Raw genomic sequence first — 21,645 nt, 5'->3', positions numbered from 1 at the left:
CAACTCAAAGGAGATCAACGGCATGCCGACATTCAACATTCAACTGTTCGAAGGCCGCACGGCGGAAGAGAAGCGCAAGTTCGTCGAGGCGATCACGCGTACGACTTGCGAGACGCTCGGCTGCGAGCCGGGCTCCGTGGATATCATTCTGACGGATGTGAAGCGCGAGAACTGGGCGACGGCGGGGAAGCTCTGGTCGGAGCAGTAGTTGTTGGTTCGTGTGGCTGACGTTTCGGCTGTCTGCCGCTTTGGATGGATCGCCGGATCTCAATTCTTTCACCGGATCCGAGCACGATGCGCGCATCATACGACGGGCGACGCCTCTTCAGCGGCAAGCGCGGCCTTCACCGCAGGGCGTGCGCCGATCCGGTCCACAAAGCGTGCGAGCGACTTCCAGCGCTCGATGTCTATTGAGAAGTGCGGCAGCCACGACAGTATCGTGTAAAGGTAGGCGTCCGCCACACCGAAGTCGCCGAGAAGATAGTCCTTGCGCGAGAGCGTGACGTCGAGGTTATCCAGGCGCTTGTAGAACTTCGCTTTGATGATGTCCTTGACGTCCTCGGGCATATCGCTGCTGAACAGCAAGCTGCAACCCGCGTGGATTTCCGAGGTGACGAAGTTAAGCATCTCTTGAAGCCGCACGCGTTCCCAGGTGCCAAGCGCCGGTGCGAGTTTCGCTTCCGGTTTCAAGTCGGCCAGATACTGGAGAATCGCGGGGCCTTCGGTTAGCACCTCGCCGTTGTCGAGCATGAGCGCCGCGACGTAGGCTTTTGGATTGACTTCGAGAAAGTTGCGGCCTTCGGAGGTCTGCTTGGTCTTGTTGTTCACTCGAACCAATTCAAATGGCAGGCCTAGTTCACGCAGGACGATGTGAGGCGAGAGGGAGCAGGCATTGGGAGCGAAATAGAGCTTCATGAGTTGCTTCAGCGGTGTGTCGGGACGGGCGGCCGCTTAGGCGTCGGGCTTGACGTCTCTTCGCGACCGTTGGTGAGACGATCCTAAGCTCCGCAGAGCTTGCCCGCATAGTTTAGATTTGCCCGAGGCAACATTAGCTACGCTTATGACCTCGGTGACAAGCCGTACTTTGTCAGGGTGAGCTCTGCGGATTGGCTTCCAAACGGCGCGCCCCGGATAGCCGGCGCGCGTTGAGTGGCATGTCACCGAGTGCGTCCTTGACCACGCTGCGCGTGCGCCGCAATTGATCGAACAAGGCCTTCACGACTGGTGAGACGTTGCCCGCCTCCGAGCAGACCAAGCCGAATTCGCGATACAGCGGCGTGGCGAGATTCAGCACACGCAGTCCTTGACGCGCTACCGGCAGAATCGATTCCGGTACGAGCGACAAGCCCAAGCCTTCGCGGATCAGCTTGAATGCGGTCGACCAGTCGTTCACCGATACACGGACATCGGACAGCGCGCAGCCCGCTTCTGCAAAAAGCCGCTGACTGTCTTGGCGGCAGCCGCCGGTAGCGAGCACGTACGGCTCATCCGCCAACTCCGCGAGCGAGACGCCGACGTTGCTCGAGCGACGGCCGAGTGGATGACCGGTCGGCAGCACTACCACCCATGCGTCACGGCCAAGGGCGAACGTCTCCCGTTCCGCTCCCGCGTTCAGTACCACGCCGACATCTACCGTGCTGTCGGCGAGCCAATGTTCGATTTCGTCGTCGGTGCCCTCCAGCGAGACGACTTCGATGCCCGGATGCAAAAGGCTGAACGATTGCAGAAAACTTGGTAGCAGGCTCGCAAATACCGACGGAAAAGTCGCCAGCTTGATGCGCCCCGTATGCAGCCCGCGCGACTCATCGACGAGTGTCTTGATCGACTCCCACTCGACCAACATGCACCGCGCGTGCGCAATCACCTGTTCGCCAATCGCTGTCGCTGTGGTGCCATGCCGGTCGCGCTGCAGAATCTTCACACCGAGCATGCTCTCCAGCTGACTGATGGCCTGGCTTGCACCCGATTGCGTAATGCCGACCTGTGCGGCGGCCTTCGAGACAGATCGCGCATCCGCCACGGCCACCAGCAAACGCCAATGCATCAAGTTCATCATGATCGGATGGGCTTAAGGGGAAATCGCGGGCGAGCGCTTCGGGCCGCCATGCGTCGATTGCATCGACCGCTTTTGAACAAGGTCTGACGCCGATGAATGCAACCTAAGTACCTTCAGCCGAACTCTCGTTGCGTAAGTGACTAATCGACGAAGGACCGCCAAGCGGCCCTTCATCCAAAGCAACTCAAGCCGTCTGCTTGGCTGCCAGCCGGAACTTATGCAACAACGGTTCCGTATACCCGCTAGGCTGCGTACGACCCTCGAACACCAGCGCGCACGCCGCCTTGAACGCATACGAACTGTCGAATGCCGGCGCCATCGGACGATAATGCGGGTCTGCTTCGTTCTGCTGGTCCACCACGGCGGCCATGCGTTCCAGCGTTTGTCTCACCTGCTCTTCCGTGACGATGCCATGCCGCAGCCAATTCGCAATGTGCTGGCTCGAAATGCGCAAGGTGGCGCGGTCTTCCATCAGGCCGACATCGTGAATGTCAGGCACCTTCGAACAGCCCACGCCCTGATCGACCCAGCGCACCACATAACCGAGAATGCCCTGTGCGTTGTTCTCGATCTCGCTCTTGATGTCGTCTTCCGACCAGCTCGGCTTGTCGACCACCGGAATGGTCAGCAGGCCATCCAGCAGTTCGTTCTTCACGCCGTCGTAGTCGATGCTCTCCATGTCCTGCTGAACGTGCTGCACATCGACTTGATGGTAATGCAGCGCATGCAGCGTGGCCGCCGTGGGCGAAGGCACCCACGCCGTGTTCGCGCCCGCCTTCGGGTGCGCGATTTTCTGCTGCAGCATGGCGTGCATGAGATCAGGCATCGCCCACATGCCCTTGCCGATCTGCGCGCGGCCGCGCAAGCCGGTGTTCAACCCGACGAGCACGTTGTTGCGCTCGTATGCGCCAATCCATGCGGACGACTTCATGTCGCCCTTGCGCATCATCGGGCCGGCTTCCATCGACGAATGCATTTCGTCGCCGGTGCGATCCAGAAAGCCCGTGTTGATGAACGCGACGCGCGCGCCCGCCGCCGCGATACATGCCTTGAGGTTCACGCTGGTGCGGCGTTCCTCGTCCATGATCCCCATCTTGATGGTATGACGCGGCAAGCCGAGCAGGTCCTCGACGCGCGTGAAAAGCTCGTCCGAAAACGCCACTTCGGCGGGGCCGTGCATCTTTGGCTTGACGATATAGATGGAGCCCGTGCGCGAGTTGATCTTGTTCTTGAGGTCGTGCAGCGCGCCGAGCGTGGTCATCACCGCGTCGAGAATGCCTTCGGGAATCTCGTTGCCGTCGCGATCGAGCACGCCGGGGTTGGTCATCAGATGCCCGACGTTGCGGATGAAGAGGAGCGAGCGGCCATGCAGCTTGAGCGTCGAGCCGTCGGGCGCGGTGTATTCGCGGTCGGGGTTCAGGCTGCGCGTGAAGCTCTTGCCGTTCTTCGTCACCTGCTCGGCGAGATTGCCCTGCATGAGACCGAGCCAGTTGCGATAGAGCGCGGTCTTGTCCGCGGCATCGACGGCGGCCACCGAATCTTCGCAATCGATGATCGTGCTCACCGCCGCTTCCATCAGCAGGTCCTTGACATGCGCGCCATCCGTCTTGCCGATGGGATGATCGGCGTCGATCTGAATCTCGACATGCAGGTCGTTATGCTTGAGGAGGATGGCGTGGGGCGCGCTGGCATCGCCCTGAAAGCCCGCGAACTGTTCCGGGTTCGCGAGGCGGCTCTTGTCGTCCTTCAGCGTGACGACGAGCTTGCCCTGTTCGATGCTGTACTTCGTGGCGTCGGCATGGGAGCCGTGCGCGAGGGGCGCATTGTCGTCGAGAAAGGCGCGTGCATACGCGATTACTTTCGCGCCGCGCTTAGGATTGAACTCGGCCGTGCGCTCGGCGCCGTCGCTTTCGTCGATGGCATCGGTGCCATACAGCGCGTCATACAGACTGCCCCAGCGTGCGTTCGCGGCGTTGAGCGCATAGCGCAGATTCGACAGCGGCACGACGAGTTGCGGACCGGCCTGTTCGGCGATTTCGCGATCGACATTGGCGGTCGTTGCGCGCACGCTGGCAGGCGCGGGCACGATATAGCCAATCTCTTCCAGAAACTTGCGATACGCGCGCAGGTCGCGCACCGGGCCAGGATTGCCGCGATGCCAGTTGTCGAGTTCGGTCTGCAGGCGGTCGCGCTCGGCGAGCAACGCGCGGTTCTTCGGTGCGAGATCGTGCACCAGGGCGTCGAAGCCTTTCCAGAAGGAAGCAGTATCGACGTCCGTGCCGGGAATGGCTTCTTCTTCGACGAACTTGGCGAGACTCGTGGCGACCTTGAGGCCGTGTTGTTGGGTCATGTCGGTCATGGGCACTCCGGCTGAACGATGCTTCAGGGGTTTTTGGGCGGGCTGGGCAATATGGTAGCGCGGATTGACGGCGGGTCGCTGTTCGAAACGGCAAGCGTGGGCGCTGCGGGCTTCATACGGAACGCCTTTCCGGTGCGTACGCAACGGCGCCGGAAGACGATTGGCCCGCGCATCAATGCAGCGTTGGAAGATTGCCGCCGCAGCACTGCTTATACTTGCGGCCGCTGCCGCACGGGCACGGGTCGTTGCGTCCGACTTTCGGCTCCAGCCGCTTCAATGGCATGGGAGAGAGACCGGCTGCCCGCGCCTTTCGCTGCGGCTCGAAGAATCGATAGATCGTGCTCAGGTTCTCGCACATCTGGCCGATTAGTCCATCGCGCGTTTCGTTTTCGATGGAAAGCGACTGCAAGGTGCGGTTGTCGTCGTGTTCGTGATGCAGGGCCAGCACGGGAGCCAGCAAACGCGCGCGCGTGTCGTCCCTGAGCAGGCTGCTCCAGCTTTCGGCACGCATGCCGACGCCACGGATGAAGCCATGCGCCCAGTCGTTCGCGTTCGCCACGCCGCTCTCGTCTTCTTCGAGCACAGGCTCGTAATGATGCGAACTATCGAGCGTGCGCGCCAGTTCGCCCACGACGACATTCCAGTGGCGTATCAGCAAGCCGGTGATCTCGGCCGCCTGCCGTTCGCTATCGAACTCGAAATCGGTGTTCCAGATTTCAGGAAACCATTCGCTGGACTTGATGAGGTCGGGGCAACACGCCAGGGCAGCGAAGAAGCCATCGACCATTTCGACGTTCATCGCGTTCGGACCAACGGATGCGAGGAAGTCGTCGAGCTGGTTGAGTTCGTCGTCGGAAAGATTGTCGGGGCGGATCGAGGGCACGTTTGAAGATTGGACGTTTAGAGTTTTCGGGCAGGAGTCACTTCATCGATTGTACGGCCTGCTTGTTTTCCTCCGATCGAAGGCCAAGGAAAAGGCCCGGTCTCGAAAGACCGGGCCATCACCGTGCATCGACTCACACAGCCGCTTCCAGCAAGTCCTCGATCATCACCGGCAGCTTTCTCACCCGCACGCCGGTTGCGTGATAGACCGCGCCCGTGATCGCCGCCGCGATCCCGGCAAGCCCGATCTCCGCGATCCCGCGTGCGCCGAGTTCGTTGAAGATGGTGTCCGGATGATCGAGGAAGGTGACGTCGAGCTTCGGCGTATCCGCGTTGGTGGCGACGACGTAATCCGCGAAATTGCTGTTGATCGGCGCGCCGCTGCGCTCGTCGTAGATCGTATGCTCGAAGAGCGCCATGCCGACGCCCATCACCACCGCGCCTTCCACCTGATTGCGTCCCGCGCGCGGATTGAGAATCTTGCCGCCGTCGATCACCGTCACCACGCGGCTCACGCGCAAGCGCGCCGTCGCCGCGTCCCAGGTCACTTCGGCGAAATGCGCGCCGTACGAGTGAATCGACCACTTCTTCTTGAGTGGATCGTCGAAGCCGCCTTTTGCGCTGCCGCTCCCCGATGCCGCATGCATGTTCGACAACTCGAGAATCCGCATATAAGGCACGCCGCTTTCCGCCGATTCGTTCTTGCGATGCACGCGTGCGCCACTCAACGCGAGATCGTCTGGCTTTGCGCCCGCGAACGGCGATCCTTCCGCCTGCGATGCACGTGTGAGAACGATCTTCACCGCCGCGCGCACGGCATCCGACACCGCCGGAATCACCGATGCCGTCGCCGCCGAGCCGCCGGAAATGGGACCGATGGGCAAGGACGTATCGCCGAGACCGACTTCGATCTTGCGTAGCGCAATGCCCGTGTGCTCGGCCACCAGCTGCGCGAGGATCGTGTACGTGCCGGTGCCGATATCCTGCGTGCCGCACGCAACCCGCGCCGTGCCGTCCGCGCGCAGATCGACCGCCGCTTCCGCCGAGAAGCGCAAGCCAGGCCAACTGCATGCGCCGACGCCCCAACCGAGCGTCAAGCCATCGCGCTTCATGGACCCGACCTCGGGCGTGCGCTTCGCCCAGCCGAATTTCTCCGCGCCAGTCTTGAGACATTCGACGAGATGCCGCGACGAGAACGGCAAGCCGCTGCTTTCATCGACGGTGGGTTCGTTACGCAGCCGCAATTCCACCGGATCGATCTTCAAGGCGACCGCGAGTTCATCCATCGCCGATTCGAGTGCGTAGAGACCGGGCACCGCGCCTGGACCGCGCATCGACGTGGGCGAACCGACGTTGCGCTTCGCGACGCCGCCTGTCACGCGCAGATTGGCCGTGCTGTACATCTGCGGCGTGGCTTCGCCGCAGTCTTCGGCGTATTCGTCGGCGAGCGCGGCGTGGTTCAGAAAATCATGCCGCAGCGACACGAGCTTGCCGTCTTGCGTGGCCGCGAGCCGCACGCGCTGTTGCGTCGTCGGCCGATGTCCCACGTTCTGGAACATCATCTTGCGGCTCAGCACGAGCTTGACCGGATGCCCGGTCTGCTTCGTCGCGACCGCCGCGAGCAGGGAATGCGGCCACATCCACAGCTTGCCGCCGAAACCCGAGCCGAGGTAGCGCGAGATCACGCGCACTTTCTCTTTCGGCACGCCGAGCATCTGCACGAGCGTGCCGCGATGGTTCGACACCGCCTGGCTCGTCTCGTAGAACGTGTAGCTGTCGCCGTTCCAATGCGCGATGGTCGAATGCAGTTCAATCGGATTGTGCGTTTCGACGGGCGTCACGTAGGTCTCGTCGATTTTCACGGGCGCTTCGTCGAAAGCACTCGCGGCATCGCCGCGCTCGCTCGCGACCTTCGGCTCTTCGGCGGCGGTCAGGGCCGAGCTGACGTCGTGCGGCGTGACGTCGTAGCTCACCTTGATCGCGGCCGCCGCCGCGCTCGCCGTTTCGAAGGTTTCGGCAATCACGCACGCGACATACTGGCCGTAATAGCGGATCACGTCGTCTTCGAAGGGCGGACGTTGTTCATCGGTATAACCGTCTTCGAACGAATTGCCGGGAATGCGATACAACTTGCCGATATTGCCGCGATGCAGAATCAGCTTCACGCCGGGCATGGCCTGCGCGGCCGCGAATTCGAGCGATGTGATCCTGCCGCTCGCGATGGTGCTGCCAACCGGCACGGCAACCAGCATGCCGGGCAGATCGACGTCTGAAGTGTAAGTCGCGCGGCCGCAAACTTTCAGCGGTCCGTCTATACGCGACTGGGGTCGTCCAATGAAGGACGACGTGGTGTCGGGTGCGGTGGACATGGGCGGGTTCCTCGGTCGGTGTCAGGATGCCTGGGTGGCAAGTTTCAACGCCTGCACGATGCAGCGCTTCGCCAGTTCCACCTTGAAGCCGTTTTCGCTTTGCGGCTTCGCATCGGCGAGGGCGGCATCGGCGGCGCGGCCAAAACTCGCTTCGTCGGGCGTGGCGTCTTGCAGAACCTGTTCGGCTTCGCGCGAGCGCCACGGTTTCGTCGCCACGCCGCCGAGTCCCACGCGCACATGCGCGATACGCCCGTCCTTCACACCGACGACAATCGCCGCCGACGCCAGCGCGAATTCATACGACGCCCGGTCGCGCAACTTCAGGTACACCGAACGCGCGCCTGCCACCGGCGCGGGCAGGCTGACATGCGTGACGAGATCGCCGGCTTCGAGTACGTTCTCGCGCTCGGGCGTGTCGCCGGGCAGGACGTAGAACGCGTCGATGGGAATCGCGCGCTGGCCCTTCGCGCCTTCGACGTGGATGGTCGCTTCGAGCGCGGCGAGCGCCACGTTCATGTCCGACGGATTGCTCGCAATGCACGTGTCGCTCGTGCCGAGAATCGCCTGCGTGCGATTGAAGCCATGAATCGCGGAACAGCCGCTGCCAGGCTCGCGCTTGTTGCAGGGCGAAGCCGTATCGCGGAAATAGACGCAGCGCGTGCGTTGCAGCAGATTGCCGGCCGTCGTCGCCATGTTGCGCAACTGGACGGACGCGCCCGCGAGCACCGCCTGCGACAACACCGGATAGCGCTCCTTGATGAGCGGATGGTGCGCGAGGTCCGAATTACGCGCGGTCGCGCCGATGCGCATGCCGCCGTCATCGGTGGCATCGATATGATCGAGCGGCAGACGGCTGATATCGATAATCCGCAAGGGCTTTTCGACATTGAGCTTCATCAGGTCGAGCAGCGTCGTGCCGCCCGCGAGAAAGCGCACTTCGGCGCCTTGCTGCGCGGTATGCGCCGACGCGCCCGCCGCAATCGCGTCGCGCACGTCGCGCGCGCGGGAAAGCGTGAACATTTCCATGGCGCTCTCCTTAAGCCTTGTTGCCGCGCACGGACTGGATCGCCATGACGATGTTCTGATACGCGCCGCAGCGGCAGAGGTTGCCGCTCATCGCTTCGCGCACGTCGTCGTCGCTCGTGCCGACGGGTTCGTCGAGCAGCGCCACCGCCGACATGAGTTGACCGGCCGTACAGTAGCCGCACTGATAGCCGTCGCATTCCACGAATGCGGCCTGCAGCGGATGCATGTCCTCGACTTCGCCGATGCCTTCGATGGTCGTCACGGCGTCGCCGTCGTGCGCGGCGGCAAGACACAAGCACGCGTTCACGCGGCGGCCGTTCACATGCACCGTGCATGCGCCGCACTGACCGTGATCGCAGCCCTTCTTCGTGCCGGTGAGATGCAGATGTTCGCGCAACGCATCGAGCAGCGTCGTGCGCGGATCGAGCGAGAGCGCGTGGCTCTGGCCGTTGACGGTGAGATTGAAGCTGACGCTAGCGTCGCCGGTTTTTGCTGGCGGCGGCGCGAGCACGTCGGCGGTGGCTTGCGCGGCCTGCATTTGCATTTGCGGCTGCGAGGCGACGTCGGCGCCAGGGACGCGCGTCGCGGCGCGCTTGGCCTTGTCTCGTTCGTTCGTGGATTGGGGGACTGGATGTTGCATCGAGCGTTCTCCTGGGTATGACAGCAGTGCCTGGAAGTGCAACGGGATGCGGCGAGAGTGTGTCGATGCGCGCTCGTGAATGCGGCGCAAGATAGCGACGCGGCGAGGGTCTGCGCGATGCGGCAGGACGTTCGAACAGCGCGTACGCGAGCGGCGAAGCAGGAACGATGACGCCAGGACGACACTCAGCCAGTATAGGCAGCGGTCCGGTCATTACAGAAGGAGTACGTGAAGGCCGGCCGCGCTTGAGTTTCGAAAGCGTTGGCCGCACGAAGCGTGCCCGAAGGCACACGCGTGCTATTCGGTTGAACGATTCTGCGAGAGGCCCGGCGCTGGCTGGCGTCGGCGACGGCAAAACGCGGTGAACTGGCTCGAATCGAATTGCCCGATTCGATGCGCGCCGGCTTCAATGAGGCATGAAGATACGCGCGATCACGGAGAGGCCAAATGCGCCGGCCGTGCAAAACACAACCAGCAGTACGACGATCACGAGCAGGCGCACGATCAATTGCATTGCGTCGGTCCAAAAAAATTGGCCGCTTACGCGGCCAGAAGGAGGGGTGGATCGGTCAGATTAGAGCTTAGGGGCGCATTCTTAAGCCTGACTTAAGCGGCTTTACTGGCCTCGCGCGGCCTTGAGCGGCTTGAGGCGCGCGCCGGTCTGGCTGCGATCCGCATGCGTGGACGTCTCCGGCAAGTGCGTCCGCGTGGCGTGCCATGAAGATACCCGAAATGAGCGGCCGTTGGTCGGGTTCGTGGCCGCGCTTGGCACTAAGCACCGGCACTTAGCGCAGCGCGTCGCTGTAGCGGTCGCGCAGCGGCAGGATGGTCGCGAGCGCGACCGCGCTGCCGAACATCACGTAATAGCAGATGGAGAGCGCGTCGCCGGTGGTCATCGTCAGCCATTGCACGATGGCGGGTGCAAAGCCGCCGAAGATCATTACCGCGACGTTGTAGCTCACCGAAATGCCCGTCGAACGCACGCTCGATGGCAGCAACTCCGAGATGAACGCCGGATAGCAGCCCTGGTAGATGCCGAGATACATCATGAGCACCGCCTGGCAGGCGATCAGCATCGGCAGGCTCGGATGCGCGGTCAGCACCGCGAAGATCGGATACGCCGTGACGAGCGACAGCACGAGCGCGCCCGTCATCAGCTTCTTGCGGCCCACGCGGTCGGACAGCTTGCCGGAAATCGGGCAGCAGACGAGATACACCAGCGCGCCGATGCTCGAACTGATGAGACCGTCGGTGAGCGCGAGATGCAGTACGCGCGTTGCATGCGTCGGCAGATACAGCAGAAAGATGTACGTGCCGATGGTGCCGAAAACCGTCAGCCCGAAGCCCGCGAGCACGGGCATCCAGTGCTTGGTGGCGGTATCGCGGATAGGCCGCGCCGAGAGCTCGTTCTTTTGCGCTTTTTCGACGAACACCGGCGATTCATCGAGCTTCGAGCGCAAATAGAGCCCCACGGGCACGATCATCAGCCCGAGCACGAACGGCACGCGCCAGCCCCAGCTAGTGAGATGTTCGGGCGAAAGCGTGCGTGTTAGCACCGCGCCGAAGAGCGAGCCGCACAAACTCGCAGCTGCTTGCGCGACCATCTGGAAACTGCCGAAATAACCGCGCCGGTTCGAGGGCGCGTATTCGACGAGAAACGCCGTCGCGCAGCCGACTTCGCCGCCGGCGGAAAAGCCTTGTATCAGGCGGCCAAGCAGCATGAGCAAGGGCGCGGCCACGCCGATTGCCGCATAAGTCGGCGCGAAGGCGATGATCGCGATACCGACCGCCATCAACGAAATGGTCAGCGTGAGCGCGGACTTGCGCCCGACGCGATCGGCGACGGCGCCAAGCACGATGCCGCCGAGCGGCCGCGTAAGAAAACCCACGCCGAACGTCGCCCAAGTGGCAAGCAGCGAGATGGTCGGATTGGTTGCCGGAAAATACAGCTTCGCGATGATGACGGCGAAAAAGCCGTAGACCATGAAGTCGAACCATTCAAGCGCATTGCCGATGGTCGAGACGACGATGGCGCGCCGGCCCGACATATTGGACGTGGCGCTTTGTTCGGCCGCATGTGAAGCGGGAAAGGCGGTACTCATCGAGTGTGCTCCGATGGTGGGTCTTCGGGTGCGCACGGGAGAACGCCTGCGCGCCTCTGCAACAACAGAACATTACGCCTTGACGGACTAAGAAAATAAATAATTTACGACGGGTTTTCGTAAGCTTTGAGAAAGGAAGGGCTCGCGTCGAATTCTTTTTGCGTGATGTGTTTGCGGTCCGGCAGCCATCGACCATCTCTTTTCATACGCACTTCTACCAAATGTTTCACACCTGCTTAAAGATGAGGCGATTCCCGCTTGATTAGCAACCCTCAGGACTTTAAATTCAAAGCATGCGATTACGTCGCGTGATCACTTGAAGCGCGCGCGCCTTTTGTCGGAAACGACGATACGGTTTTGTTCGGGTCATGGTGGCCTGGATTTTTGTCTGGAGCAAAGCATGCAACAACGCAGTTCTTGTTTCGTCCGACTCGTTTCCACAACCATCGCGATGAGCGCGCTTCTTCTTGGCGCGCCTTTCGCTCATGCCAACGACAAGGCTCAGTCAGGCGCGGCTGCGGCAGTGAACGCAAGCCCGGCTATTGGCGATGCGGCTGTGGTCCAGGCAACGGCCAAGATTACGCACGTTTTCGCCGATACCAACGGCGTGGAAATTCAGGACGCGCGAGGTGACAAGGAGGTCATCGCTGTCGATCCGTCGATTGCGGATCTGAAGAAGCTGAAAGTGGGCGATGAATTGCACATCCAGTACCGTGGCGCGGTGTTGATGTCCGCGGACAAGGTCGACCCGAAAGGCGTGCGTTCGCGGGTGAGCGCGAGCCAGACATCGCCGGCATCGGAGGGCGTGGTGGTGTCGACGTCGGGCGTGCAGGTGGTGGCCGTGGTGCAGAAGATCGATCCGCAGACGCGTGAAGTCATGCTTGCGGGTCCGAAGCGGGTGGTGACCATGAAGGTATCGCCGGATGTCTCGCTCGACAAGCTCAAGGTTGGCGACAGCGTGCTTGCCACGTACATGGCCGCAACTGCGGTGGACGTGACGCGCAACGGAGAGATTGTGAAGTAACCAGCGTCGTCGCAGATCCAGGGTGACTCGAGTTTCAGTCACCCCCCTTTTGTTTGCGTGCGGGTTTGAAATTTAGAAACTCAGTATCTCTTACTATCGTGACGAAATCGCGCGATACAATCTCTTCCATGAAACACGCACCACGGCCCGCCCGATGAAAGCAAGCTTCAAACTTTTTCTCTTCGTTGTTTCGCTGATATCGTTTGCCGGGGCGTGCCAGGCGCAGCAGGCACAACAAGCACCGCAGACCGCTCAAGCGCCGCACGCGCTTACCCGCGAGCAGCAGGCGCAACTCGACAAGCAAGATCAGGATATCGCGCAAGTGGCGTCGACTATCGTGAAGATGGTCGATGAAAACAAGGCGGGCGATATCTGGGATCTTTCCTCGCCGCTGGCCCGGAAAGTCATTACGCGCGACGACTTCGTGAAGAAGGTTACGAATGATCGCGCCGCGCTCGGTGCGGCCGGCATGCGTATGCCGATGGGTGTCAGGCACCTTCGTTTCGACGGCACGGGCAACATGCCTGCGGGCTCGTACATCACCGTTACGTTCGATACGCAATTCAGTCAGGCGCAGAAGTCGTCACGCGAGATCGTCACTTTCATTCTCGATCCGGACAATAGCTGGCGCTTCGCGGGGTATTCGGTACGTTGACCGGGCGGCTGGCTCACATATTCGTGTAGGAGGCGCACCAGCCTTTGCCTGCCACGAGTTTGTCGCCGAAGAGCGTGCAGCCGCCCCATGCATCGGTGGATTTGCCTTGAAAGAGCGAGCAGTTGCCGCACGACTGCTCGGCTGCGAAGTTGGGGTACTTCTTCCTATCCACTTTCGCGGCGTCTTCCCTGTAGCCGACTGCCGCGGCCGCGGGATCGGTCTCGTTTAGATGCGCGGCTGCGGCATCGGCGCGAATGAGCCAGAGAGAGGCGCTTGCTCCAGCGCTCATCACGACGAATTTTCGGCGGGTCAGTTTCATTTTGTTTGAGGTGGACGCGGCACACGTAAGAATTTTCAGCACGATACGCCCAATGCGTTGCAGGCAGCTTTCAACGCGACTGCAATTCGAACGACCGGTCGGATCACGGGCTCAGTTTCTTTGCATTTTCTCTTAACGCGAGCGCAACGACAGGTATTTCACTCGACGCTAAACCTTTGCGCGTTCGTGCCGTAAATCAGGCCAGAAGGGTTCGCAAACGTATCAATGCGCGGTTGCAAACGCCGCGATTTTTTGCAAGGAGAACGACTGTGAGTGAAGCTGAATGGATGATGGCCGGTTTTTACGTTGCCGCACTCGTTTGCGGAAGCTTGTTCATGAGCACGCTGGCGCGGCGCGGTTTGAAACGGCTTGAGGCGCGGGGGCATTGAGGGAACGAAGCCACGACGAGAGGCGACGCGCCCGACGTAACCAAGCGTCCGGCGCCGCCTCAATCAATCCAATCAATGAAACAACTTCCCCGCCTGCGTCAACGTGTTCGTCACCCCCCACGCGAGCGGAATCAGCACATACAGCCAGAACACCAGCATCAAGCCCTTGTTCGCGGGCGCACCTGCTTGTCGATCATCCATCGTCTCTCTCCTCTTAGCCAGCAGTTCTCATGTGATGGCTTTCATCCACCCGCTTCACGAGCAGGTTGCAGATAAAGCCGATCACGAGCAGCACTGCCATGATGTGCAGCGTCATCGTGTAGGCATCCGCTTTCGCGACGCCATGCGCCACTTCGTACGCGCGGATGTAGTTGACGAGCACCGGTCCCGCGATGCCCGCCGCCGCCCACGCGGTCAAGAGCCGTCCGTGAATGCCGCCGACGAAGGCCGTGCCGAACATGTCCGCGAGATACGCCGGAATGGTCGCGAATCCACCGCCGTACATCGACAGGATCACGCCGTAAGCCGCGACGAAAAGCGCGATGTTCCCTGACTGCGCGAACTGCGGCACGAGAAAGTACAGCACGGCGCCGAGCGCGAAGAACACGAAGTACGTGTTCTTGCGCCCGAGCCAGTCCGACGCCGACGCCCACACGAAACGCCCGCCCATGTTGAAGAGCGACAGCAAGCCGACGAAGCCCGCCGCAGCGCCCGCCGTGATCGATGTCTTGAAGCTTTCCTGAATCATCACCGAAGCCTGTCCGAGCACGCCGATGCCCGCCGTCACGTTCAGGAACAGCACGAGCCACAGCAGATAAAACTGCGGCGTCTTGAGCGCTTGATCGATATGCACGTGGCTCTTCGTAATCATCTTGTTCGACGTCGCGGGCGGGATCCAGCCTGCCGGTTTCCAGTCGGCGGGCGGGACGCGAATGGCGAGCGCGCCGATGGTCATCGAGATGAAATACAGCACGCCGAGCACGACGAAGGTCTCGGTCACGCCGACGCTCGTCGCGCTCTTGAAGTGGTTCATCAAGGCGACCGAGCCGGGCGCCGCGATCATCGCGCCGCCGCCGAAGCCCATGATCGCCATGCCCGTTGCCATGCCGCGCCGGTCCGGAAACCAGCGGATCAACGTCGATACCGGCGATACATAACCCAACCCCAGCCCGATTCCGCCGATCACGCCATAGCCGAGATACAGCAGCCAGATTTGATGCAGCGACACGCCGAGCGCCGACACGAGAAAGCCGCCGCCGAAGCAGCAAGCGGCCGTGAACATGGTGCGGCGCGGGCCGACCTTTTCGAGCCACTTGCCCGCGAATGCCGCCGACAGTCCCAGGAACACGATGGCCAGTGAAAAGATCCAGCCGAGTGTCGTGAGCGACCAGTCATCGGGCGCGGTCTGCGTAATGCCGATCACACGCGTGAGCGGCGCGTTGAACACCGAGAACGCGTAAGCCTGGCCAATACACAAGTGGACCGCGAGCGCGGCGGGCGGCACCATCCAGCGTGAGAAGCCGGGCCGCGCGATGGTCGCTTCCTTCGAAAAAAAACCATGTGGGCCGTGCGGCGCAGGCCCGGGATTGATCGTACTGTTCATTGTGGTCTCCTTTGCGCGTATCGATAAGCCATGTACGCGCTTCTGCTTTTACTTGAATTCACCCCACGCAAAATGTGCTCCAAGCCTTATGGAAACATTCAGTAAGGATGGACGTGACGTTAGACAAGAGCGATGCGCTTGGCAATATGAATCCCCGTGCCATAAGCGTTTGTCCTGACTCGGGTTGTGCCGCATCGCTACAGGGCACGACAAGTGTTCCGAAAATGGACAACGCGCCTCGCGGTCCGCCACGCGCTTCATCAAGCGCCATAAGCGTCGTTACGCGTATACCCCGAATGGCACGGAACTCGCAGATGTAAGCCGCCGGCGACAGCTATCGACATTGCGCCGGCCAACCATGTCGACATGCGAGGAGCACACAGATGAACCATGCGGAGATGCAGTTCCTGAGTACCGATTACCCGTACAAGAAGCAGTATGGAAACTTCATCGGCGGCAAGTGGACGCCGCCCGCGGGGGGAGAGTATTTCGACAATATTTCGCCGATCACGGGTGAGGCCTTCACCTCGATTCCCCGATCGCGCGAAGCCGATATCGAAGCAGCTCTCGACGCTGCCCATGCCGCCAAGACCGCATGGGGCAAGACTTCGGCGACCGAGCGCGCGAACCTGCTCCTGAAGATCGCGGATCGCATGGAAGCGAATCTGCAGCGTATCGCGGTGGCGGAAAGCATCGATAACGGCAAGCCGTTGCGTGAGACCATGGCGGCCGACATCCCGCTCGCCATCGATCACTTCCGCTATTTCGCGAGCGCCGTGCGCGCGCAGGAAGGCTCGATCTCGCAGATCGACGACGACACAGTCGCCTATCACTTCCACGAGCCGCTAGGCGTGGTCGGGCAGATCATTCCGTGGAACTTCCCCATTCTGATGGCCGTGTGGAAGCTCGCGCCCGCGCTCGCAGCGGGCAATTGCGTCGTGCTCAAGCCCGCCGAGCAGACGCCGGCATCTATCCTCGTTCTGCTCGAACTGATCGAAGACCTGCTGCCGCCGGGCATCGTCAACGTGGTGAACGGCTTCGGGCTGGAAGCGGGCAAGCCGCTCGCATCGAACAAGCGCATCTCGAAGATTGCGTTCACGGGCGAGACGACCACGGGCCGGCTCATCATGCAATACGCGAGTCAGAATCTGATTCCGGTGACGCTGGAACTGGGCGGCAAGAGCCCGAACATTTTCTTCGCCGATGTCCTCAACGCCGACGACAGTTTCTTCGACAAGGCGCTCGAAGGCTTCGCCATGTTCGCGCTGAATCAGGGCGAAGTGTGTACGTGCCCGTCGCGCGTGTTGATCGAGGAATCGATCTACGACCGCTTCATCGAACGTGCCCTCAAGCGCGTGGAAGCCATCACGCAAGGCCATCCGCTCGACAGCAAGACGATGATCGGCGCGCAGGCATCGCAGGAACAGCTCGAAAAGATCCTGTCATATATCGATCTTGGCAAGCAGGAAGGCGCCGAATGCCTGACTGGCGGCGAGCGTAACGCGCTGGGCGGCGAGCTCGAAAAAGGCTACTACATCAAGCCGACCGTGTTCCGTGGTCACAACAAGATGCGCATCTTCCAAGAGGAAATCTTCGGGCCGGTGGTCTCGGTGACGACCTTCAAGAACGAAGAGGAAGCGCTCGAAATCGCCAACGACACGCTGTACGGTCTCGGCGCGGGCGTGTGGACGCGCGATGGCACGCGTGCGTATCGCTTTGGCCGTGGCATACAGGCGGGACGCGTGTGGACCAACTGCTATCACGCGTATCCGGCGCACGCGGCGTTCGGCGGCTACAAGCAATCGGGTATCGGACGCGAGAATCACAAGATGATGCTCGATCACTATCAGCAGACGAAGAACCTGCTCGTCAGCTATAGCGACAAGCCGCTCGGCTTTTTCTGATCCATCGGCTGTAAAGCGGGGCCGCCGCTCACGCGGCGGTTCCGCTTCGAACGAATAACGGGGACATCATGAGCGAACAGGTAATAGAGCGCGTGATCGCGACGCCCGCGGCCATCGAACTGATCGGCAAGCTCAAGGCGGAACACGGCGAGATTCTGTTTCATCAGTCCGGCGGATGCTGCGACGGCAGCGCACCGATGTGCTTTCCCACCAACGAGTTCATGGTCGGCGGCTCGGACGTAAAGCTCGGCGAGATTGGCGGCGTGCCGTTCTACATGAGCGAATCGCAGTTCGAGTACTGGCAGCACACCCAGTTGATCATCGATTGCGTGCCGGGCAACGGCGGCATGTTTTCGCTGGAACGGCCTTCGGGTCTGCGCTTTCTCACGCGCTCCCGGCTTTACGACGATGCGGAAAACGCGTGGCTCGAACAGCATCCCGTGGAGCACGCGGGCTGAGCATTACTCGTTGCTCCAGCGCGCCGGACGTTTTTCGATAAACGCCTGCGTGCCTTCGAGCGCGTCGCCGTCCATCATGTTGCAGGCCATCGTCTCGGATGCAAGCGCGTACGCGTCTTCGATACCCGTCTCGATCTGCCGGTAAAACAGCCGCTTTCCCGCCGCAACCGCCGCGCGTGGCTTCTTCGCGATGCTCTTTGCAAGCGCGCCTACCGCTTCGTCGAGCGCGTCCGGTGAGGCAACCCGATTCACGAGCCCGCGTTCCAGAGCCGTGTGCGCGTCGATGAAATCGCCCGTCACGAGCAGTTCGAACGCTTCCTTGCGCGACACGTTGCGCGACAACGCCACGCTCGGCGTCGCGCAGAATAGCCCGAGATTCACGCCCGATACCGCGAAGCGCGCCTCGCCCGATGCCACCGCGAGATCGCACATTGCAACGAGCTGACAACCCGCCGCCGTTGCAATGCCGTGCACGCGCGCGATTACCGGCTGCGGCATTTGCTGAATGGTCAGCATCATGCGCGAGCAGCGCTCGAAGAGCGCTCGGTAGTAATCGAGCGACGGCGCCGCGCGCATCTCCTTCAAGTCGTGCCCGGCGCAGAACGCACGGCCCGCGCCGCCCAGCACGACCACGCGCGCCTGCGATCGCGCGATGTCCTGCAACGCGCGTTCGAGTGCATCGAGCATGGCTTCGGAAAGCGCGTTGAACGCTTCGGGCCGGTTCAGCGTGAGCCTGACCGCGCCTTCGACGCCGTAGGCATCGGGTTCGGACGTCACGAGCGCTTCGTTCATCGCGTTGTCTCCATCAAACGTCGATTGCCGCAACCGAGCCCGCGCGCTTGCGCAACTCGAACTTCTGTATCTTGCCGGTCGATGTCTTCGGCAACTCGCAGAATTCGATGGCGCGCGGCACCTTGAAGCCCGCCAGATGCTTCCTGCAATGCGCGATCAGTTCTTCCGCGCCGACCTCGGCGCCCGCCTTCAATTCGACGAACGCGCAAGGCGTTTCACCCCAGCGCGCATCGGGCTTCGCAACGACGGCGACCGCCAGCACCGCCGGATGCCGGTACAACACGTCTTCCACTTCGATGCTCGATATGTTCTCGCCGCCCGAGATGATGATGTCCTTGCTGCGGTCCTTGATACGCACGTAGCCATCCGGATAAGCGACCGCCAGATCGCCCGTATGGAACCAGCCGCCGCGAAACGCTTCCTCGGTGGCGGGCACGTTCTTGAGATAACCCTTCATCGCGATGTTGCCGCGAAACATGATCTCGCCGATGGTCTCGCCATCCGCGGGAACGGGCTCCATGGTGAGGGAATCGCGCACGCTCACCGCATCCTGCAAGTGATAGCGCACGCCTTGCCGTGCATTGAGCCGCGCACGCTCGCCGATGTCGAGTTCGCTCCACTCAGCCTGCCGCGCGCAGACGGTCGCGGGACCGTAGACTTCGGTGAGCCCGTAGACATGCGTGAGTTCGAAGCCCAGGCGCTCCATGCCTTCGATCATCGCGGCGGGCGGCGCGGCCCCCGCGACCATGGCGTGGACCTTGTGCGCGATGCCCGTCTTCAGTTCGTCGGGCGCATTCACGAGCAGGTTCTGCACGATCGGCGCGCCGCAATAATGCGTGACGCCTTCGCGGCGAATCAGATCGAAGACTGTCTTTGCATCGATACGGCGCAGACACACGTTCACGCCCGCGCGCGCCGCGACCGTCCACGGAAAACACCAGCCGTTGCAATGGAACATGGGCAGCGTCCACAAGTACACCGCGTGCTTCGGCATGTCCCATTCGAGGATATTGCTGAGCGCGTTGGTGTAGGCGCCGCGATGGTGATAGACCACGCCCTTCGGATTGCCCGTCGTGCCCGAGGTGTAATTCAGGCAGATGGCGTTCCATTCGTCCGATGGCGGCGACCATTCGCAGGCGGGGTCGCCGCTTGCCAGCAGGCTTTCGTAATCGATCTCGCCGATGCTTTCTCCCGCGCCGGTGTACTGCGGATCGTTCACGTCGATGACGAGCACGGGTTGCGGCACGCTTTTCAGCGCCTCGCGCATCACGCCGGAAAACTCGCGATCGACGATCACTGCTTTTGCCTCGCCATGCGTGAGCATGAAGGCAAGCGTCGCTGCATCGAGCCGCGTGTTCAGCGTGTTGAGCACGGCGCCCGTCATTGGCACGCCAAAGTGCGCTTCGACCATTTCGGGCGTGTTCGGCAGCATGGCGGCGACCGTATCGCCCAAGCCGATGCCACGCGAACTCAGCGCCGATGCAAGCCGCCGCGTGCGCGCGTAAGTCTCGCTCCAGTTGCGGCGCACGTCGCCATGCACGACGGCCGGCCGTGTCGGATACACCGTCGCGGCGCGCTCGATGAACATCAGCGGCGTGAGCACCGCGTAGTTGGCGGCGGTCTTGGGAAGCCCTTCGTCGTATTGGCCGGCTGTCATGGTCGTCTCCTCCGTGGCGGCGTGCTGTTTTATTCTGCGTGAGGCTCCCAATATTACATGTGCCTTAATTGTCGTCGAGCTTGATCTCGAAGCCGCGCTTCACGCCTTCGCGCGCGAATAGCGTGTCGTACCAGCGCTTGACGTTCGGATAGTCGTCGAGGGAAATCTGATGACGCTCGTGCCGCCACGCCCAGCCAAGAATGGCGAAATCCGCCACCGACAACGCGCCCGCGACGAATTCCACTTGCGCGAACCGCCTGTCGAGCACGCCGTAGAGCCGGCGCGTTTCGTCCGAATAGCGTTTGAGGCCATAGCGCCGGTCGGCTTCCGCTTCCACGGCGCGAAAATGATGCACTTGTCCCGGCATGGGTCCGAAGCCGCCCATTTGCCACATGAGCCATTCGAGCACCGGTACGCGATCGCGCAGACTCGCGGGCAAGAACTGGCCCGTCTTCTCGCCGAGATAAAGCAGAATCGCGCCGGATTCGAACACGCTGATCGGCTGTCCGTCCGGGCCGTCGGGATCGATAATCGCCGGAATCCGGTTGTTCGGGCTGATGCGCAAAAAAGCCGGCGCGTGTTGCTCGCCCTTCGAGATGTTCACCGTTTTCACGGAGTAGGGCAGTTGCATTTCTTCCAGCGCGACGCTGATCTTGCGTCCGTTGGGCGTATTCCAGGTATGCAGTTCGATAGTCATGTCGATGCTTCAATGCCGGGTGGAAGTTCAGGTCAGCGGCGCCGAGACATGGCGCCGGAAGCCGTCGCGCGAAGCCTGTTGCCCATACCAGCGTTCGAGCTCCGGCAGCGTCGGGCGCGCAAGTTCCGCGATTCCGAACCAGCGCCGCGCATACGCCGCGATGACGATATCCGCGAGTGTGAAGGTACTGCCTTCGAAATACTCGCGCCCTTCGAGATGCGCGTCGACCATGCGCCAGAGTTTCTCGACTTCGCGCGCGGCGGTATCGAGTTGGGCGGGGTCGCGCTCGGCTGCGGGCGTGCGCACATAGCCCCAGAACACGGGCCGCTCGGCGGGTTGCAGCGTGGAAAGCGCCCAGTCCAGCCAGCGGTCCACGCTTGCGCGCACCTTCGGGTCCGCCGGATAGAGCGCCTGATTCTGCCCGTACTGCATCGCGAGATAGCGAATGATGGAATTCGATTCCCACAACACGAAGTCGTCGTCGACGAGCGTGGGGACGCGGCCGGTCGGATTCATCGCGAGATAGTCGGGTTCGTTGTTGCGCCCGAATTGCAGCCCCGCGTCGATGCGCTCGAAAGCGAGCCCGAGTTCGTCGCAGCACCAGAGCACTTTGTGTACGTTGACCGAGTTGGCCCGGCCCCAGATCGTCAGCATGAGATGTCGTCTCCGTTGTCACAGCGTTCTTTTTTGCAAGCATAACGGTTAAGCGACAC

General features: G+C 61.8%; 20 protein-coding genes. 5 read left to right on the top strand and 15 right to left on the bottom strand.

Annotated features, from left to right (window positions below):
- Nucleotides 1-22: 22 nt before the first annotated feature.
- Nucleotides 23-208 carry a 4-oxalocrotonate tautomerase gene (locus LDZ28_RS23250; protein ID WP_016347879.1) on the top strand — a complete coding sequence of 62 codons (186 nt, stop codon included), beginning with the start codon at nt 23-25 and terminating at the stop codon, nt 206-208.
- A gap of 95 nt (nt 209-303) precedes the next feature.
- On the opposite strand, the gene gstA is transcribed toward LDZ28_RS23250, so the two are convergent.
- The 8 genes from gstA to LDZ28_RS23210 all read right to left on the bottom strand — a co-directional run bounded on the left by gstA (nt 304) and on the right by LDZ28_RS23210 (nt 11,434).
- Nucleotides 304-915 carry a glutathione transferase GstA gene (gstA, locus tag LDZ28_RS23245; protein WP_244830956.1) on the bottom strand — a complete coding sequence of 204 codons (612 nt, stop codon included), beginning with the start codon at nt 913-915 and terminating at the stop codon, nt 304-306.
- Between the two features lie 172 nt (nt 916-1,087).
- On the bottom strand, nt 1,088-2,056 hold the full coding sequence (locus tag LDZ28_RS23240; protein ID WP_244830955.1) for a LysR family transcriptional regulator: 969 nt from the start codon (nt 2,054-2,056) through the stop codon (nt 1,088-1,090).
- Nucleotides 2,057-2,240: 184 nt separating this feature from the next.
- The gene (locus LDZ28_RS23235) at nt 2,241-4,415 is read right to left on the bottom strand and encodes a malate synthase G (protein WP_244830954.1); all 2,175 of its coding nucleotides are present in this window, start codon (nt 4,413-4,415) and stop codon (nt 2,241-2,243) included.
- Nucleotides 4,416-4,587: 172 nt separating this feature from the next.
- Nucleotides 4,588-5,298: a UPF0149 family protein gene (locus LDZ28_RS23230; protein ID WP_244830953.1), complete on the bottom strand. Its 711-nt coding sequence runs from the start codon at nt 5,296-5,298 to the stop codon at nt 4,588-4,590.
- 133 nt (nt 5,299-5,431) lie between these two features.
- Nucleotides 5,432-7,666, bottom strand: coding sequence for a xanthine dehydrogenase family protein molybdopterin-binding subunit (locus LDZ28_RS23225; RefSeq protein ID WP_244830952.1), 2,235 nt, complete (start codon nt 7,664-7,666; stop codon nt 5,432-5,434).
- Nucleotides 7,667-7,687: 21 nt separating this feature from the next.
- On the bottom strand, nt 7,688-8,692 hold the full coding sequence (locus LDZ28_RS23220; protein ID WP_284503939.1) for a xanthine dehydrogenase family protein subunit M: 1,005 nt from the start codon (nt 8,690-8,692) through the stop codon (nt 7,688-7,690).
- Between the two features lie 10 nt (nt 8,693-8,702).
- Complete coding sequence (locus LDZ28_RS23215) at nt 8,703-9,332, bottom strand: (2Fe-2S)-binding protein (RefSeq protein WP_370652257.1); 630 nt, start codon at nt 9,330-9,332, stop codon at nt 8,703-8,705.
- Nucleotides 9,333-10,117: 785 nt separating this feature from the next.
- On the bottom strand, nt 10,118-11,434 hold the full coding sequence (locus LDZ28_RS23210) for an MFS transporter (protein ID WP_244830951.1): 1,317 nt from the start codon (nt 11,432-11,434) through the stop codon (nt 10,118-10,120).
- 451 nt (nt 11,435-11,885) lie between these two features.
- Here LDZ28_RS23210 and LDZ28_RS23205 point away from each other — a divergent pair, with 451 nt between their 5' ends.
- Nucleotides 11,886-12,458, top strand: a complete 573-nt coding sequence (locus tag LDZ28_RS23205) for a hypothetical protein (protein WP_244830950.1) — start codon at nt 11,886-11,888, stop codon at nt 12,456-12,458.
- Nucleotides 12,459-12,612: 154 nt separating this feature from the next.
- Nucleotides 12,613-13,113: a DUF4019 domain-containing protein gene (locus LDZ28_RS23200; RefSeq protein ID WP_244830949.1), complete on the top strand. Its 501-nt coding sequence runs from the start codon at nt 12,613-12,615 to the stop codon at nt 13,111-13,113.
- 13 nt (nt 13,114-13,126) lie between these two features.
- Here the strand turns inward: LDZ28_RS23200 and LDZ28_RS23195 are convergent, their stop codons facing one another.
- The 3 genes from LDZ28_RS23195 to LDZ28_RS23185 all read right to left on the bottom strand — a co-directional run bounded on the left by LDZ28_RS23195 (nt 13,127) and on the right by LDZ28_RS23185 (nt 15,424).
- Nucleotides 13,127-13,432 carry a high-potential iron-sulfur protein gene (locus LDZ28_RS23195; protein ID WP_244830948.1) on the bottom strand — a complete coding sequence of 102 codons (306 nt, stop codon included), beginning with the start codon at nt 13,430-13,432 and terminating at the stop codon, nt 13,127-13,129.
- 461 nt (nt 13,433-13,893) lie between these two features.
- Complete coding sequence (locus tag LDZ28_RS23190) at nt 13,894-14,022, bottom strand: oxalate:formate antiporter (RefSeq protein WP_244830947.1); 129 nt, start codon at nt 14,020-14,022, stop codon at nt 13,894-13,896.
- Between the two features lie 13 nt (nt 14,023-14,035).
- Nucleotides 14,036-15,424, bottom strand: coding sequence for an OFA family MFS transporter (locus LDZ28_RS23185; protein WP_244830946.1), 1,389 nt, complete (start codon nt 15,422-15,424; stop codon nt 14,036-14,038).
- A 383-nt stretch (nt 15,425-15,807) separates the two neighbouring features.
- Between LDZ28_RS23185 and adh the strand changes: the two genes are divergently transcribed.
- Together adh and LDZ28_RS23175 are read left to right on the top strand one after the other, a co-directional pair.
- Nucleotides 15,808-17,328, top strand: coding sequence for an aldehyde dehydrogenase (adh, locus tag LDZ28_RS23180; RefSeq protein ID WP_244830945.1), 1,521 nt, complete (start codon nt 15,808-15,810; stop codon nt 17,326-17,328).
- A gap of 68 nt (nt 17,329-17,396) precedes the next feature.
- Nucleotides 17,397-17,786, top strand: coding sequence for a DUF779 domain-containing protein (locus tag LDZ28_RS23175; protein WP_244830944.1), 390 nt, complete (start codon nt 17,397-17,399; stop codon nt 17,784-17,786).
- Nucleotides 17,787-17,789: 3 nt separating this feature from the next.
- Here LDZ28_RS23175 and LDZ28_RS23170 read toward each other — a convergent pair whose 3' ends face one another.
- The 4 genes from LDZ28_RS23170 to LDZ28_RS23155 form a co-directional block, all read right to left on the bottom strand.
- Nucleotides 17,790-18,578: an enoyl-CoA hydratase gene (locus LDZ28_RS23170; protein ID WP_244830943.1), complete on the bottom strand. Its 789-nt coding sequence runs from the start codon at nt 18,576-18,578 to the stop codon at nt 17,790-17,792.
- Nucleotides 18,579-18,591: 13 nt separating this feature from the next.
- Nucleotides 18,592-20,235, bottom strand: coding sequence for an acyl-CoA synthetase (locus LDZ28_RS23165; protein WP_244830942.1), 1,644 nt, complete (start codon nt 20,233-20,235; stop codon nt 18,592-18,594).
- Nucleotides 20,236-20,299: 64 nt separating this feature from the next.
- Nucleotides 20,300-20,932 (bottom strand): glutathione S-transferase family protein, encoded by a 633-nt coding sequence (locus LDZ28_RS23160; RefSeq protein WP_244830941.1) that lies wholly within the window; start codon nt 20,930-20,932, stop codon nt 20,300-20,302.
- 27 nt (nt 20,933-20,959) lie between these two features.
- The gene (locus LDZ28_RS23155) at nt 20,960-21,586 is read right to left on the bottom strand and encodes a glutathione S-transferase family protein (RefSeq protein WP_244830940.1); all 627 of its coding nucleotides are present in this window, start codon (nt 21,584-21,586) and stop codon (nt 20,960-20,962) included.
- Nucleotides 21,587-21,645 lie beyond the last annotated feature (59 nt).

The sequence above is a fragment of the Caballeronia sp. TF1N1 genome (genome assembly GCF_022878925.1).
Classification (GTDB): Bacteria; Pseudomonadota; Gammaproteobacteria; order Burkholderiales; family Burkholderiaceae; genus Caballeronia.
The sequence above is the reverse complement of the archived record's forward strand: the minus strand, read 5'-3'. Positions and strand labels throughout refer to the sequence as shown.

Excerpts from the sequence above, each read along its gene's own strand:
- LDZ28_RS23250 (WP_016347879.1), top strand. The coding sequence starts at position 23 with ATGCCGACATTCAACATTCAACTGTTCGAAGGCCGCACGGCGGAAGAG.
- gstA (WP_244830956.1), bottom strand. The coding sequence starts at position 915 with ATGAAGCTCTATTTCGCTCCCAATGCCTGCTCCCTCTCGCCTCACATC.
- LDZ28_RS23240 (WP_244830955.1), bottom strand. The coding sequence starts at position 2,056 with ATGATGAACTTGATGCATTGGCGTTTGCTGGTGGCCGTGGCGGATGCG.
- LDZ28_RS23235 (WP_244830954.1), bottom strand. The coding sequence starts at position 4,415 with ATGACCGACATGACCCAACAACACGGCCTCAAGGTCGCCACGAGTCTC.
- LDZ28_RS23225 (WP_244830952.1), bottom strand. The coding sequence starts at position 7,666 with ATGTCCACCGCACCCGACACCACGTCGTCCTTCATTGGACGACCCCAG.
- LDZ28_RS23220 (WP_284503939.1), bottom strand. The coding sequence starts at position 8,692 with ATGGAAATGTTCACGCTTTCCCGCGCGCGCGACGTGCGCGACGCGATT.
- LDZ28_RS23215 (WP_370652257.1), bottom strand. The coding sequence starts at position 9,332 with ATGCAACATCCAGTCCCCCAATCCACGAACGAACGAGACAAGGCCAAG.
- LDZ28_RS23210 (WP_244830951.1), bottom strand. The coding sequence starts at position 11,434 with ATGAGTACCGCCTTTCCCGCTTCACATGCGGCCGAACAAAGCGCCACG.
- LDZ28_RS23205 (WP_244830950.1), top strand. The coding sequence starts at position 11,886 with ATGAGCGCGCTTCTTCTTGGCGCGCCTTTCGCTCATGCCAACGACAAG.
- LDZ28_RS23200 (WP_244830949.1), top strand. The coding sequence starts at position 12,613 with ATGAAAGCAAGCTTCAAACTTTTTCTCTTCGTTGTTTCGCTGATATCG.
- LDZ28_RS23195 (WP_244830948.1), bottom strand. The coding sequence starts at position 13,432 with ATGAAACTGACCCGCCGAAAATTCGTCGTGATGAGCGCTGGAGCAAGC.
- LDZ28_RS23190 (WP_244830947.1), bottom strand. The coding sequence starts at position 14,022 with ATGGATGATCGACAAGCAGGTGCGCCCGCGAACAAGGGCTTGATGCTG.
- LDZ28_RS23185 (WP_244830946.1), bottom strand. The coding sequence starts at position 15,424 with ATGAACAGTACGATCAATCCCGGGCCTGCGCCGCACGGCCCACATGGT.
- adh (WP_244830945.1), top strand. The coding sequence starts at position 15,808 with ATGAACCATGCGGAGATGCAGTTCCTGAGTACCGATTACCCGTACAAG.
- LDZ28_RS23175 (WP_244830944.1), top strand. The coding sequence starts at position 17,397 with ATGAGCGAACAGGTAATAGAGCGCGTGATCGCGACGCCCGCGGCCATC.
- LDZ28_RS23170 (WP_244830943.1), bottom strand. The coding sequence starts at position 18,578 with ATGAACGAAGCGCTCGTGACGTCCGAACCCGATGCCTACGGCGTCGAA.
- LDZ28_RS23165 (WP_244830942.1), bottom strand. The coding sequence starts at position 20,235 with ATGACAGCCGGCCAATACGACGAAGGGCTTCCCAAGACCGCCGCCAAC.
- LDZ28_RS23160 (WP_244830941.1), bottom strand. The coding sequence starts at position 20,932 with ATGACTATCGAACTGCATACCTGGAATACGCCCAACGGACGCAAGATC.
- LDZ28_RS23155 (WP_244830940.1), bottom strand. The coding sequence starts at position 21,586 with ATGCTGACGATCTGGGGCCGGGCCAACTCGGTCAACGTACACAAAGTG.